Origin of the sequence: Pseudoxanthomonas helianthi (assembly GCF_017939625.1) — a bacterium.
GTDB classification, from domain to species: Bacteria; Pseudomonadota; Gammaproteobacteria; order Xanthomonadales; family Xanthomonadaceae; genus Pseudoxanthomonas_A; species Pseudoxanthomonas_A helianthi.
In genome coordinates, this window is sequence record NZ_JAGKTC010000001.1 from 413 (window position 1) to 13,788 (window position 13,376).

Genomic DNA, 13,376 nt, shown 5'->3' on the forward strand with positions numbered 1-13,376 from the left:
CAGGACTATGAGATACGTCGCCATCATTTTATTGCTATTCGCTTCATGCGATGCCTCAGGCGGAGACCTTTCGGCGCGAGTGGCCGCTGGCAACAAGGCAATTGCAACTCCCGAGGGCAAAGCTTATGACGGGGCTTTGGCCCCGGCTATCCAATCAGCAATGCTTGCCTGTGTTCCTCCAGGCTCACCTGCTGACGGGCGTACCGGAAAATTTGCCCTCGTTGGCTATGTTGACGCCTCCGGCCATCTCTCCGGGATAGAGGTCGAGCCCGTTACTCCCGTGTCTCGTTGCTTCGCAGAGAAGTTTGGGGCCAGCGAACTCCCTGTGCCGCCGTACCCCACCCAATGGGGCAATGCATACCCCGTCACAGTAGAGATGACGATCACTCCGTGAGCGGGCTGGGGTTTCGCCATTCATTCGAACCAAAGCCGCTCCGCGTGCAGGTCTAGTTCCGGCGTTAGCACTCACAACAAGAATCCCGATGAACTCAATCCGTAAAACACCCATAAGCAGTTCATCCAAGCTAGTGCTCGTCCTATTTGTGGTATTTGGCGCCATTCGGGTTGTTGACTTCATCTTCTACGGACAACAAACGCGCGACCTGCTGGCCGGGATTGGTTTCTCCCTCATGGCATTTGGCGTTTACAAAAATGGTTTCGGCAAGACCGCTCCAGATGCAAACGGCCGCTACGCATCCATCGTTGGCGCGGGCTTGGTACTGGCGGCAATCGTCATGCGCTTCTGGCGGTAAGTGCTAACGTTAGGCCGCTGACAAGCATTTCAGGAGACAGCCGAATGCTCACGGGCAGATGCTTGTGCGGGGCGGTCCAGTACCAATCGGCTGGTCCGATGCTGTTTTCCGCCATTTGCCATTGCCGCGACTGCCAGCGAACGTCGGGGACTGGCGGCGTCCCCGTCCTCGGCGTGCCCAAGACTTCCTTCACCGTCTCCGGGCCGATAAAACAGTCATGCACAAAGGGCGGCAGCGGCCTGCAAGCGCTCCGCAACTTCTGTCCTGAATGCGGCAGCCTGCTCTTCGGCACTCCCGAGTCGGCGCCCGATCTGGTGACCATCTACGTCGGCACGCTTGACGACCCGACGCTCTTCCAGCCACGGGAGGCCATCTTCACCGGACACCGTCCCGCTTGGGCGAAGCTCGCTACGCCGCTTGCCGAGCATGTGGCGCTTCCAGGCGCGCAGTGAGGAGTAACGAGACACAGCCTGGCAACTCATTACAAGCCGCTTCGTAGCGGCGCTCAATCCGCACACTAGGCCTCACAGGAGCCCCAGCATGCCACTCGTGACCGTAACAGTTCTCCGGCCGAAGTCCGTCGAATTCAAGGACACCGTGCTCGCCGCCGTCCACGCGGCATTGGTCAGCATCGGGGTTCCCGAAGCCGATCGATTCCACCGCGTACTCGAACTGCCTGCGGAAGACTTCCGCTTCGATCGGACTTACCCGGACGTACAGGGCCGAAGAACGGACGACTTCATCCTTATCGAGATCCTTCTGTCCGCCGGCCGTAGCGTCAAGGTGAAGCGACAGTTCCTGAACCACCTCATGGACAGCCTATCGTCTGCTGGGCACAACCCTGAGAACGTGATGGTCGTCTTCAAGGAAACGACATGGGAGAACTGGGCTTTCGCCGGCGGACGCCAGATCCACGTGCAGTGAATCCCGGCCCCACGCCATGAGATATATCCTCGTCGCCTGAGTTTTCCGGCACCGCACTCGCCGGCACAGATCACGGATGGGTGTCGGAAAGCCTTGGATGCTTTGCCCTGACGCTCCTATGGCGCTTCGTTCAAGCCAGCGCGCTTGGTCGGGACCGTGGCGCCGCGACGCTGACCCTCGGACTCGTCGCTTGCGGCTATGTAGCGGCTTCAGCCAGCCCCGGCTGCTGGCTCCGAACGTGGTGCCGCATCTCCCGAACGATCCGCCCTTGTTCCATTACCAGCACTCGATCCGCACTGGCAATGGTCTCGGGACGATGGGCCACGATGACCTTGGTCAATCTCAGCGCTTTCACCGCATCGTTTACCAGCCGTTCCCTCATCACATCCAGATGGCTGGTAGCCTCGTCGAGGAACAGCAACCTGGGCTCGCGATACAACGCCCTGGCCAGAATGACCCGCTGCTTCTGCCCGCCCGATAGCGAGCTGCCCATGTCGCCGATCAGGCTGTGGTAGCCCATCGGCATCGCGGCGATCTCGTCATGGACGGCCGCCAGCCGCGCAGCCGCTTCGACACGGCCCTGATCGAAGTCCGGATCGAAGAAGCCGATGTTGTCTGCGATGCTGCCAGCGAACAGTTGGTCGTCCTGCATCACCGCACCCACGATGGCCCGGACATTGCGCGGCCCGATCTTGCGCAAATCGTAGCCGCCGACACTGACGCTGCCTGTCGTCGGCTGCAGGAGACCCAGCATCAATTTGACCAAGGTGGTTTTGCCGCATCCCGATGGGCCAATCACGGCGACGGACTCACCCGACTCCACGGTGAAGCTGCAATCCTTCAACACCCACGGTTCGCCGTCGGCATAACGGAACGACAGGTTTTCCACCGCGATGCGGGTGTCGGCCGGCGGTGGGACTTCCGGCCTGCCCAGTGCCTCCTCCGGCGGGGTCAACACGATGTCGGAGAGGCGTTCGCCGTGCAGGCGCAACATGCGAAACTCGACCCATTTGTCGATCAACGCGCCCATGCGCTGGGCGAACTGGTCTTTGTAAGCCAGGTAGGCGATCAGCATGCCCACCGAGAACACATTCTGCAGGGCCAGCACCGCGCCGATCCAGATCACAGCGATGCGTTCGGCGCCGAAGACCAGTTGGCTGGCACTGCTAAAACCCAAGCCCATGCGCGCCAGCCGAACCTCCTGATTGACGGTCTCGGTCATCAGGTTGTCGTAGGTCGCGCGGCGTTGGGATTCCTGCCCGGCCACCTTGACGCTCTGCATGCCGCGCAAGGATTCCAGCAGATGGCTTTGTTGCTTGGCCCCGGCGATCAGCTGCTGCTCGGTGCGGTCGCGGACAGGACGGAAGGCAACGGCGCGGATGGCGACGTATAGCCCCACCGCCAGCAAGGTGACCAAGGCCAGCTTCCAGCTGTAGAACAGCATCAGCCCCAGTGTGACCACGGCCATCAATCCATCGATCATGGCTTCGACGAAACTGGTGGTCAGGGTCTTCTGGATGGCCTGCACGGACGACATCCGCGAGGTAATGTCGCCCAGATGGCGCTTCTCGAAGAAATCCAGCGGCAGCTTCAGCAGATGGGCGAAGACGTTGCCCGTCCATTGCAGGCCGAGCTTCGACGAGAGGTACACCACCGACCAGCCGCGCAGCAGGCCGATGCCGATCTGCGACAGCAATGCCAGTCCGAAGCCCAATCCCAGCACGGTCAGCAGATCCTTGTCGGCTGACACCAGCACCTGATCCACGACCCATTGCATGAAGAACGGGGCCAGGATGACGAAGACCTGCAAGGCCACCGACAGCAGCAGGATTTGCGTCAATGCGCGCCACAAGCCATCTACGGGGCCTGTCAATTGCCGGGCGGTAACGGCAGGCGTCGCCTTCTGCGGATTGAATTCGGCAGTGGGCGCCAGTTCCAGCGCCACGCCGGTGAAGTGGTCGGAGACCTCGGAAAGCGAAAGCCGGCGTTCGCCGATGGCCGGATCGAAGATCGTGACCTTCGACTTGCCGACCTTGGCCAGCACGACGAAGTGATTCAGATCCCAATGCAGCACGCAGGGCAATTTGAGTTGCCCCAAGTGTTCCATTTCCAACCGCAACGGACGGGTGGAAAAACCTAGCTGCTGGGCGATATGAATCAACTGGTTGAGCTTTGCGCCCTTCAGCGACAACGAGAAGCGACGGCGTATATCCGGCAGCCCGACACGTATCCCATGTGCATCGGCAACCATGGCCAGAGACACTAAGCCGCATTCGGCCGCTTCGGATTGCAAAATGAGTTTCATGACGTATGACGATCTTCACCTCGCCGTACGCGCGTCAGAATGAATATCGACCACGCTTCACCGGCATGTGCAATGTCCGCCGCAACTCGTGCTAGCGCTCCTGCCAAATGACAACGCTTGCCACAAGCGAAAATAACCCCAGCGCAAATAGAACGAGGACAAACGCGCGACGAAAGGACGAGATCTCAGGATCTTTCGAATATTGACCCGACCCTATATCAACCTTTACCGCAAGAGCCAGGAGAAAGAAGCCCGCCATTCCATACCACCCTGTAGCACCTGAACCTAGCCGTTCCGCCACAATACCTAATGTAAAAAGACCGACCGAAATCAGGCTTCGTTTTTGACTCGTCATTTTCATCTCCAGAAATCAAAATCCCAGAACTCGCCATCCGGGAATCGCTCCCGGATGGCATAAAACAGCTACGTCATGGAATCCCGATCTACAGCCACGCCAGCTCTAATTGATATAAGTCGTCGGCAGAGCAGGCATTGACTCAAGGGCACCCCTAAGCGCCCTTCCCAGCCAGCTTCCCCATTCATAGGTCATTTCATCACCGCCGGAAACCTGGTCAACCTCGAAAGAACTAAGTTCCTGGATTTCTTTCTTCATCTCAATTCTCCGGGTCAAATCCATCAAGGAAGCCATCAAAGAAGTCTCTGATATTGTTCCGCTCGTAGTAGACAAATGCCAACCCAGCTAATAGGGCGGCATTGCCACCATCAACGATGGAAACTTCATGCTCATTAAGGTCACGCATCTTACTTCTCCAATAGAGACACATTCCCTGTGCCTGGGGCTAGGATTACACCTAACAATTTCCATTCATACATTGGCGAATTTCCCCTTTAATGAGTACAGGGGCTCGAACACCCATTCAATTAATCGGCGTTTCTCGCCCAAGATGTCTGCATCTACCAGCATCCCCGGCTTCAACGGTTCCGGCTTGCCATAGGCTGTCACCGCCTGCTTCGCCAGCGATACGGTGATGCGATAGAACGGCTCGCTGAAGTCCGCGTTGCCGATCAATGCGCCCAACTCGCCGGAGCCCAAGGCGCTGCGGCTGATCCTTACCACTTGTCCCTGGTAGTGTCCGAACTTCTGGTACGGATAGGCTTGATATCGCAGGAACACCTTATCGCCAGGTTCGACGAAGCCGATGGCACGGCTCGGCACAAGCAGCTGGGCCTGCAACTTCGAATTGGACGGCAATAGAGTCATCAGCGGCTGACCTGCCTGCACTGCCTGCCCCGGTTCCGCCAAACGACTGGCAACCAGACCGCCCACAGGCGCATCGACGCGCAATTCTCCATTGGCCTCTTGCTGCACGCGCTCCTGATCTAGCGCTGCCAGATCACGACGCGTGGCCGCCAGCGATGCATCCCGCTGAGTCGGCAATTCGTGTATCGACTGTTCCAATTGTGCGATGTTGCGTCGTAAAGAGGTAGCCTGGCGCTCCAATGCCTGCTGTGCATTGAGCAGGTCCAGCACTGACTGCTGCTGCTGAGCCAGCGACACCTGGCTGACGTACTTCTGCTCGGCCACACTCTTGTAGCGGGACACGGTCTCGTTGCCGATGCGCACCTGCTCGCGACGGCTGGTGATTTCATTCTCGATCTGGGCCAGTTCCCGGCGGGCCGCAGTCAGTTGGCGCACCGCCCCGGCCATCTGGACATCTATCTGCGTCACCTGCGAGCGACCCAAATCTACTAGGCTGCTGCTGCGGGTTCGCAAGCCCTCTCGAATAACGGCCAGTGCGTCGCTCCCTGATGCCGTGACTCGCGGCACGTCGATCCTGGCCAACGGTGAGCCCGCACCGACTTGTGCGCCTTCTTCCTGATAAAGGCGCCCCACGATGCCTGCCGTGGGCGCAACGACGGTGGACAGGCCCCGATCGGGCACCAGCTGGCCGACCACATGAGAACGCCGCGTATAGGTACCGAGCGCGAGGAAGAGAACAATCGTTGACGCAACTGCTGCAGCGACACCCGTGAGAACCCAAAGCCCTATTGGCTGGGCAAGCGAAATGCCACCTAGCCAGCTCGTGCGCTTTGCCTCCAGCACTTCCTTGCGGAACAGTCCCTGCGTCATTGCTGCCTGCCCAAATCGTCCTTGCAGGCTTTGTCGGTAAAAATCAAACTCGCGTCAAGCGACGCCTTCCTTCGAAACCGACGCAATGTGACTTTTCCTACAAATGCGTCACAAGCAAATCAATTGCTTATCGTCTGTCGCAAGCTGAACTCTACAAGTTGCAGTCAATATTGCTTGCAACCAGAAAATCTCAGATGCGGTGTTTGATCTTGCCGCACGAGGGGTATCGCATTAACTTGCATTGCAAATACAGTGGCGCAAGGACGAAGCAGGGGTGAAAATGGAGTTTGCCATGCGCATTCGTGCCGCGAGACGCAGCGCAGGCATGTCCCAGCGGGAGCTGGCGACGCGTCTGGGCGTTACCCGCGGTGCGGTTGCCAATTGGGAAAGCGACAATGTCGCTCCCGCCACGAAGCGCCTTCAACGTATCGCACAAGTCACTCGCGTCAATTTCGAATGGCTCGCAACTGGACGCGGACCGGTGAAGAGGGACTCGCCCCCGGATGAAGTCCATGCCCTGGACACCGTGACGGAAACGGTGTTCGATCCCTTGGAACTGCGCCTGCTAAGAGCATTCCGGAACATTTCCCGCCACGACCGCATGCGCATCGTCGACTCCGTCCAGAGCCTTGCGGGCCGGAAATCCATATCATCCGACTAGGACGGTTTCGTCAGCATCCGATGAACGATCGCCGCCGGCAAAGCGCGCCACGGATTACCGGGCGCCCTCACTACCAAGCCACGCGCAGCCCCAGATTACCCTCGACGGTTTCGCGGTCCAGACCTTCGTCGCCGGTGTCGGAGGTGTAGTCGACGGCCAGATAGAAACTGGCATGCTCGTCGAACTTCGCGACCAGCCCAGCACCGAATTCGACCGCGTTGTATTTCTGCTGCGTGACGATGCGGTCGGCGTCGAAACGAACCTCGTCCTGGCCACCGAAGCCGCGCCAGTAGTTGAGCTTCAGGTACGGCTGCCATGATCCGCGCGCCGTGGCGTAGTCGGCCGACAGCCGCAAGCCGACACGGCCGGTGAGCGCGTTGTCCGAATCGAAAGCGACATCGGCGAAAGCATCGTGCTGCCTGTCGAAGGACACACGTTGCCAGACGACCTGCGCCTGCGGCTCCAGCGCCCAGCGTCCGCCTTCGCGCCAACGCACGGGACGGCCGATTTCGAGGGACGCGGTTAGGCCGTCGCCTTTCAGGTCGATGCCCAGCCCGCGCGAGGACGTGGACTTGCCGTCGTAGCGGCTGCCCAGCAAAACGGCATCCAGGTAGCCACCTTGTTCCCCGATGCGCGACCAGTACAGGCCGAGGTGATCGTCGTCGAGCTCGGTCTTGCCGACGGTCAGGTTGTTCCAGCCCAGGGCGAAGCCGCGCACATCGCCATCGGCACGGGTGCGGCCCACGAACAGGCCGAAGTGATCGCGCCGGTTGTCGCCTTCGTGCGCGTAGATGTCCACACCGATCTGCAGCCCCGTAATGGAACCGTCGAAGACCGGTGCCACCGTGCCGCGCCAATGCTGCTCGGTGTCCTGGCCGATCGCGCGAACCCATGCCGCACGCGCGGCGCCATCGCCCTGCAGCAGCATTTGTTCGCCCTGGCGCTCGTGGAAGGTGCCCAGGCTTGCGAGCGACAGCTGATGCACGACCGGTGGCACGACTGCGTAGGTCGGCGTCTCGACGCGATAGAGCGGAATCACGCCTTGATCGTTTGCGGTTGCCGCAATAGCGCCGGGAGTGGGAGGAGATGGAGCTGTCGATTGACTTGGCACCGGTGCGGGATCCATCGCTAACGGTGGCTCGGCGGGCGGCGGCGACGGCGGCTCCGCGGGCGGCGGTTCGGACGGCGGAGCTGGCGGCGGCGCAGGCGGCACTTCCGGATCGGGATCGTCCGGCGTTTCCAGCGAAGGCGGAGGCGGCAGAGCGGGCGGCGGAGTTGCCGGCGGCTCGGGTGGTGCCGGCGGAGGCATGGTGGGTGTGGGCTCCAGGGGATCCGGCGCCGGTGCCGGCGCGGGCGGCTCAGGAGCGACCGCCAGGGCCGATCGCAGGTACCAGTTCTCGGCCGTGCCCGCGCTGACGCCGCCCTTGAACAGGAAATATTCGAACGCTCCCGCCGCGACCGGCGCAGTCAACGCGAAGGCATCGCCGGTCGAAGTGGCGCCATCGATGGCTTCGACCACGAGGATGCCGTCCAGCACGGTGGCGCCGCCCGTTCCGCCCAGGTTGACGATGCCCAAGCCGGTGCCGCCGCTGGCATTGCCGCCGGAAATCACCAGCCGATCCGACGCTGAACTGTCGTCGCCAAGCACGGTTTGCAGATACACCGCGGCGTTGTTGCCGATGTAGTTGCCGGCGATGGTGAAACGATCGGTGGCACCAGAGCTTCCATTGGTCAAATCGATGCGCCCGCCATTGAGCACGGTGGCCAGTTGGCCGGCGTCGAAAGCGCGAATCGAGGCGTTCGCCCCATTGCCCGCGAACAACGTGCTGGTTGGGTCGACCATCAGGCTGCCGGTCCCGCTGCCCGAATCGCCCAGCACCAGGTCGCCGTCGAAGGTCAGTTCGGTGTCGTCGCGTGCGTTCACCGTTTCCCACTGCTGGAAGCGGGCGACGCCGTCGGTGCTGACGTTGTCGAAGTTGAGCGTGTCGCTGCCGAGACCGCCGAGGATGCCCGGCGTCGCGCCTAGATGCGATCGATTCAGGCTGGCCAGCGTTGCGCTGTCGGTGCCGTCACCCAGGTCGACCGCGCCATAGATCACGCCACCGCCGTTCCACGAGAACGTGTCGTCGCCGCTGCTGATGCGCACTTCGCCGCGCACGATGCTACCGCTGACGCTGACGTTGTCGTTGCCGCCGCTGACGCTAATGTTGCCGCCGATGTAACCATCGCTCAGGCGGATCGTGTCGTTGCCGAAACCGGTGACCAGGTTGCCGTCGATGGTGCCGCCGGACATGTCGAAGGTATTGTCGTCCAGCTTCATGTTGACCCGGCCGATGCGTCCCCCGGTCATCTCGGCGTAGTCGCCGTCCTCGAAAGCGCCGACGATGCGTCCGCCGCTCATGCGGAACGTGTCCAGGTTGTCGCCCTGCAGCAACGCGCCGACCTCGCCGCCGCTCATCACGAAATCGTCCACGCCGCCGCCTTGCTGCACGGTGCCGGTGACACCGCCACCGTTGACCGTCATGCGATCGGCGCCGGCGCCCTGGTCAACAGCATCCAGTTGGCCGCCTTCAAGCAGCAGCACATCATCGCCGTCGCCTTGCGTCACCGCGCCGACGATCCGCCCGGCAAGCATCTCCATGCGGTCGTTGCCCGCGCCGAAGCCGACACCGATACCGGCGCCGGTGATGTTGCCGCGGTTGATCAGCGTGCTGCCGAGGCTACCCGTGAACAGCACACCCGCCCCGCCCTGCGCGAGAAGGCTGCCGTCATTGTTGACCCGCCCCTGGTCGCCCAACTGCACTGCCGGCCCCGCCGCAATGTCCAGCGCGGCGCCACTGGCGACATTGACGGTCACGCCGGTACTGCCGGCGGCGGCGATGGCGGTTGTACTGGGATTGGGGGCAGCGGCAGTGCAGGTGACGGTCTGGCCGCTGGCCGGAGCGGTAAGGTCGCATTCGGCCTGCGCAGCGAACGGCAGTCCCAGCGCGATACCGCTCACGAGACCGGACGTGCCGTGGTGCAGGATCCGGGTAATGCAGGCAGAGAGCCAACGCTTCGAAACGGACATGGGCAATCCTCATCCTGGAAATTGCTTGCACGTGCGCGATTGAAATCCGGGAATGCGATTCGGATACGACAGACCTTCCGACTTCGACGAAACGCGTTCCGCATCGAGATCGGTCACTAAATAGATGAGGCACGGCGCTGTTGCAACAGTTTGCGACGTCCGAACGAATGCAATCGCCAAGGCCGTGAGGGAACAGTGACGTCCGTCATGCACGTTTCGTGCTGTTGCGCGTCGCAGGCATGGCGAGCGAAAAACCCGCTTTGTTCGAATCTTCGCGCCGCATTTGCATCGGCGAATTCAAGATGGCCCTTCCTCTGCGCCGCCCGCACCGGGCATATCAAGCCCTGGAGCCCCGAACGAGGCCGACATGACGAACCATACCCTCGGTACCGCTACCGTTTCCGATGAGGCGTCATTTGTCGCCGTGATGACCCTGGCATTCAGCGCGGACCCCGCGGCGCGCTGGACGTGGCCCGATCCTGGGCAATACCTGCGGCATTTCCCCGACCTCGTGAAGGCGCTCGGAGGCAAGGCGCTTTCGCATGGAGGTGCGTGCCATGTCGACAGCTACGCAGGCGCGGCAATGTGGCTGCCTCCGGGGGTCGGTCCTGACGAAGACGAGTTGGCCGATTTGCTGCAACGCACGGGGCACGGTCCGGTCCAGAAGGACCTGTCCGCCCTCTTCGAACAGATGGCCCGCTATCACCCGCAGGAACCGCATTGGTTCCTGCCGTTCATTGGCGTCGATCCGTTCCGGCAGGGCCAAGGCTACGGAGCGGCGTTGATGCGACACGCGCTTGTCCCGTGCGATCGCGACGGAGCGCTGGCCTATCTGGAGTCCAGCAACCCCAGGAACATCCCGTTCTACGAGCGACACGGGTTCGAATTGCTGGGCACCATCCAGGCGGGAACATCGCCGCCCATTTTTCCGATGCTGCGCAAACCGAGGCGCACGCAGGCATGACGATGGATGGGCCGACCGATCGGGCCCACCTAGTTACGGGATCAGAACGGCTTGGCCAGCACCAGGTAAACGATCGCCACCAGCAACAGCACCGGCAATTCGTTGAACCAGCGCAGCGTTTTCGCCGAGGGCAGCGCGCGTCCCTTGTCCAGGCCCTTCAGCCAGCGCCCCGCCACGGTGTAGTGCGCCAGCATCAGCACCACCAGGGCCAGCTTGGCGTGCAACCAGCCGCCGCTGACGTGGAAGCCCAGCCACAGCACCAGGCCCATCAGGAACGCCAGCCCGAACATGATGTGGCCGAAGCGGTACAGCCGCCGCCCCATCAGGGCCAGCCGCGCCTGCACTTCCAGGTTGCCCGCGCTTTCGGCCAGGTTGACCAGGATGCGCGGCAGGTAGAACACGCCACCCATCCAGGCCATGACGAAGACGAGGTGCGCGGTCTTGACCCAGAAGTAGGCTTGCATGGCGTTCGCGGATTGATGACGAAGTGCGAGAGGATACCCTTCCGCAGCCGTCATGTTTCAACCGTCATCCGGGCGAAAGCCGGGACCCGGCATTTGATGCCTTGCGAATCGAAGCACGAGCAAAGCAAGAGCTGGGTCCCGGCTTTCGCCGGGATGACGAACCAAAAGCGGGCTCTCGGACAAAAGCGCGGTACGCTTCTCGCGTTTCCAACACGAATACCCGATTGCCGTGTCCACCAAGCAATACGACGAACGTTACTTCCAGCGCTGGTACCGCCACGGCGACATCGGCGGGCCGCAACGGCTCGCGCGCAAGGTGGCGCTGGCGGTGGCCTGCGCCGAGTACTACCTCGAACGTCCGGTGCGTACGGTGCTCGACATCGGCTGCGGCGAAGGCGCGTGGCGTGCGCCGCTGCTGAAGCTGCGGCCGAAGCTGCGCTACCTCGGCTTCGACAGCAGCGAATACGCGATCGCCCGTCACGGCGCGAAACGCAACCTGCACTTCGCGCGTTTCGGCGATTTCGAGTACTTGCGTCCCTGCCCGCCGGTCGACCTGCTGGTATGCAGCGACGTGCTGCACTACCTGCCGTCCGCCGAACTGCGACGGGGCCTGCCGGGCCTGGCCGAACTGTGCGCCGGCGTGGCCTTCCTCGAGACTTTCGCCCGCGAAGACGAATTCGAAGGCGACCACGACGGCTTCCAAGCCCGCCCCGCCGCCTGGTACCGGCGCCAGTTCGCCGCCCAGGGCCTGCGCTCAGCGGGTTCGCACTGCTGGCTCTCGGCCCGGCTGGCCGGGGAAATGGCTGCGCTGGAAGGCTGAACCATTCGACCAATCCGCGGTCCGGAAGGGGGCGCTTTGCGGTATGCTGCGCCGCAATATCGCATCCGGAAACCTGAACGATGCTGCTTTACCAATGGCATGAACTCAACCGCCACTGGATGGCCCCGTGGGTGCACCTGGCCGAGGCCAACGCGAAGATCTTTTCCGATCCCAGCAGCTGGCTGTCGACCCTGCCCGGCGCCGAGCGCGTTTCCGCCTATAACGAACTGCTGCATCGCCTCGGCAAGGACTACGAAAAGCCCGAGTGGGGCATCCACCAGGTGGAAACCAATGGCGTGATCACGCCGGTGGTGGAACAGGAAGTGCTGCGCAAGCCGTTCTGCCGGCTGCTGCGCTTCAAGCGCTACACCGACGACGCGAAGAACATCGCCGCGCTGAAGGACGACCCGTCGGTGCTGGTGGTCGCGCCGCTGTCCGGCCACCACGCCACCCTGTTGCGCGACACCGTCAAGACCCTGCTGCGCGACCACAAGGTCTACGTGACCGACTGGGTCGATGCGCGCATGGTGCCGCTGGCCGACGGCGGCTTCGGCCTGGACGACTACATCGCCTACGTCGAGGAATTCATCCGCCACATCGGCGCGGACAAGCTGCACGTGATCAGCGTGTGTCAGCCGACCGTGCCGGTGCTGGCCGCCGTGTCGCTGATGGCCGGGCGCGGCGAAGCCACGCCGCGTTCGCTGGTGATGATGGGCGGACCGATCGACGCGCGCAAAAGCCCCACTTCGGTCAACAGCCTGGCCACGCGCAATCCGCTGGCGTGGTTCGAGAACCATGTGATCCACACCGTGCCGGCGAACTATCCGGGCGAGGGCCGCAAGGTCTATCCGGGCTTCCTGCAGCATGCCGGCTTCATCGCGATGAATCCCAGCCGCCACTTCATGTCGCACTGGGATTTCTATTCGGACCTGGTCAAGGGCGACCTGCAGGACGCGGAAGGGCATCGCCGCTTCTACGACGAATACAACGCGGTGCTGGACATGCCGGCCGAGTATTACCTGGACACCATCCGCACCGTGTTCCAGGAATTCCTGCTGCCGCGCGGCAGGTGGAAGGTCAGGGGCGAGAAGGTCGATCCGGCGGCGATCCGCAAGACCGCGCTGATGAGCATCGAAGGCGAGCTGGACGACATTTCCGGCCTCGGCCAGACCGCCGCCGCGCACGAACTGTGTACCGGCATCCCGAAGGCGAAGCACCAGCACCTGACCGTGGAAGGCGCGGGCCACTACGGCATCTTCAGCGGCCGCCGCTGGCGCGACGTGGTCTATCCGCAGGTGCGGGATTTCATCGCGAAATATGCCGG

13 protein-coding genes and 1 pseudogene are annotated in these 13,376 nt (G+C 62.3%); 7 read left to right on the plus strand and 7 right to left on the minus strand.

Translation table 11 applies throughout. The annotated features are described in order from the left end of the window. Positions 1 to 482 precede the first annotated feature (482 nt). The 3 genes from J5837_RS00010 to J5837_RS00020 all read left to right on the plus strand — a co-directional run bounded on the left by J5837_RS00010 (position 483) and on the right by J5837_RS00020 (position 1,676). Complete coding sequence (locus J5837_RS00010) at positions 483 to 752, plus strand: hypothetical protein (RefSeq protein WP_210534679.1); 270 nt, start codon at positions 483 to 485, stop codon at positions 750 to 752. A gap of 44 nt (positions 753 to 796) precedes the next feature. Continuing rightward, complete coding sequence (locus J5837_RS00015; RefSeq protein ID WP_484573292.1) at positions 797 to 1,204, plus strand: GFA family protein; 408 nt, start codon at positions 797 to 799, stop codon at positions 1,202 to 1,204. An 88-nt stretch (positions 1,205 to 1,292) separates the two neighbouring features. Beyond that, positions 1,293 to 1,676 carry a tautomerase family protein gene (locus tag J5837_RS00020; RefSeq protein ID WP_210534681.1) on the plus strand — a complete coding sequence of 128 codons (384 nt, stop codon included), beginning with the start codon at positions 1,293 to 1,295 and terminating at the stop codon, positions 1,674 to 1,676. 196 nt (positions 1,677 to 1,872) lie between these two features. On the opposite strand, the gene J5837_RS00025 is transcribed toward J5837_RS00020, so the two are convergent. The 5 genes from J5837_RS00025 to J5837_RS00045 form a co-directional block, all read right to left on the minus strand. Next, on the minus strand, positions 1,873 to 3,981 hold the full coding sequence (locus J5837_RS00025) for a peptidase domain-containing ABC transporter (RefSeq protein WP_210534682.1): 2,109 nt from the start codon (positions 3,979 to 3,981) through the stop codon (positions 1,873 to 1,875). A gap of 91 nt (positions 3,982 to 4,072) precedes the next feature. Continuing rightward, the gene (locus J5837_RS00030) at positions 4,073 to 4,336 is read right to left on the minus strand and encodes a hypothetical protein (protein WP_210534683.1); all 264 of its coding nucleotides are present in this window, start codon (positions 4,334 to 4,336) and stop codon (positions 4,073 to 4,075) included. Between the two features lie 105 nt (positions 4,337 to 4,441). Beyond that, positions 4,442 to 4,594 carry a hypothetical protein gene (locus J5837_RS00035; RefSeq protein WP_210534684.1) on the minus strand — a complete coding sequence of 51 codons (153 nt, stop codon included), beginning with the start codon at positions 4,592 to 4,594 and terminating at the stop codon, positions 4,442 to 4,444. 1 nt (position 4,595) lies between these two features. Beyond that, positions 4,596 to 4,742, minus strand: coding sequence for a hypothetical protein (locus tag J5837_RS00040; protein WP_210534685.1), 147 nt, complete (start codon positions 4,740 to 4,742; stop codon positions 4,596 to 4,598). 65 nt (positions 4,743 to 4,807) lie between these two features. Further along, the gene (locus tag J5837_RS00045) at positions 4,808 to 6,073 is read right to left on the minus strand and encodes an HlyD family secretion protein (protein WP_210534686.1); all 1,266 of its coding nucleotides are present in this window, start codon (positions 6,071 to 6,073) and stop codon (positions 4,808 to 4,810) included. Positions 6,074 to 6,365: 292 nt separating this feature from the next. Here J5837_RS00045 and J5837_RS00050 point away from each other — a divergent pair, with 292 nt between their 5' ends. Then, a complete protein-coding gene (locus J5837_RS00050; RefSeq protein ID WP_210534687.1) occupies positions 6,366 to 6,734 on the plus strand; it encodes a helix-turn-helix domain-containing protein in 369 nt (122 codons plus the stop codon). Between the two features lie 70 nt (positions 6,735 to 6,804). Here the strand turns inward: J5837_RS00050 and J5837_RS00055 are convergent, their stop codons facing one another. Further along, a complete protein-coding gene (locus tag J5837_RS00055; RefSeq protein WP_210534688.1) occupies positions 6,805 to 9,804 on the minus strand; it encodes an autotransporter family protein in 3,000 nt (999 codons plus the stop codon). 367 nt (positions 9,805 to 10,171) lie between these two features. On the opposite strand from J5837_RS00055, the gene J5837_RS00060 reads away from it, so the two are divergent. Further along, positions 10,172 to 10,768 (plus strand): GNAT family N-acetyltransferase, encoded by a 597-nt coding sequence (locus J5837_RS00060; protein ID WP_210534689.1) that lies wholly within the window; start codon positions 10,172 to 10,174, stop codon positions 10,766 to 10,768. 41 nt (positions 10,769 to 10,809) lie between these two features. On the opposite strand, the gene J5837_RS00065 is transcribed toward J5837_RS00060, so the two are convergent. Continuing rightward, positions 10,810 to 11,232, minus strand: a complete 423-nt coding sequence (locus J5837_RS00065; protein ID WP_210534690.1) for a CopD family protein — start codon at positions 11,230 to 11,232, stop codon at positions 10,810 to 10,812. 229 nt (positions 11,233 to 11,461) lie between these two features. Between J5837_RS00065 and J5837_RS00070 the strand changes: the two genes are divergently transcribed. Together J5837_RS00070 and J5837_RS00075 are read left to right on the plus strand one after the other, a co-directional pair. After that, entirely contained in the window at positions 11,462 to 12,052 is a 591-nt protein-coding gene (locus J5837_RS00070) for a class I SAM-dependent DNA methyltransferase (protein WP_210534691.1), read from the plus strand. An 80-nt stretch (positions 12,053 to 12,132) separates the two neighbouring features. Beyond that, positions 12,133 to 13,371 (plus strand): annotated as a pseudogene (locus J5837_RS00075) (polyhydroxyalkanoate depolymerase); the annotation flags it as partial. Between the last annotated feature and the right edge of the window lie 5 nt (positions 13,372 to 13,376).

Coding starts and splice junctions, on each gene's coding strand:
- J5837_RS00010 (WP_210534679.1), top strand. CDS start 483: ATGAACTCAATCCGTAAAACACCCATAAGCAGTTCATCCAAGCTAGTG.
- J5837_RS00015 (WP_484573292.1), top strand. CDS start 797: ATGCTCACGGGCAGATGCTTGTGCGGGGCGGTCCAGTACCAATCGGCT.
- J5837_RS00020 (WP_210534681.1), top strand. CDS start 1,293: ATGCCACTCGTGACCGTAACAGTTCTCCGGCCGAAGTCCGTCGAATTC.
- J5837_RS00025 (WP_210534682.1), bottom strand. CDS start 3,981: ATGAAACTCATTTTGCAATCCGAAGCGGCCGAATGCGGCTTAGTGTCT.
- J5837_RS00030 (WP_210534683.1), bottom strand. CDS start 4,336: ATGACGAGTCAAAAACGAAGCCTGATTTCGGTCGGTCTTTTTACATTA.
- J5837_RS00035 (WP_210534684.1), bottom strand. CDS start 4,594: ATGAAGAAAGAAATCCAGGAACTTAGTTCTTTCGAGGTTGACCAGGTT.
- J5837_RS00040 (WP_210534685.1), bottom strand. CDS start 4,742: ATGCGTGACCTTAATGAGCATGAAGTTTCCATCGTTGATGGTGGCAAT.
- J5837_RS00045 (WP_210534686.1), bottom strand. CDS start 6,073: ATGACGCAGGGACTGTTCCGCAAGGAAGTGCTGGAGGCAAAGCGCACG.
- J5837_RS00050 (WP_210534687.1), top strand. CDS start 6,366: ATGCGCATTCGTGCCGCGAGACGCAGCGCAGGCATGTCCCAGCGGGAG.
- J5837_RS00055 (WP_210534688.1), bottom strand. CDS start 9,804: ATGTCCGTTTCGAAGCGTTGGCTCTCTGCCTGCATTACCCGGATCCTG.
- J5837_RS00060 (WP_210534689.1), top strand. CDS start 10,172: ATGACGAACCATACCCTCGGTACCGCTACCGTTTCCGATGAGGCGTCA.
- J5837_RS00065 (WP_210534690.1), bottom strand. CDS start 11,232: ATGCAAGCCTACTTCTGGGTCAAGACCGCGCACCTCGTCTTCGTCATG.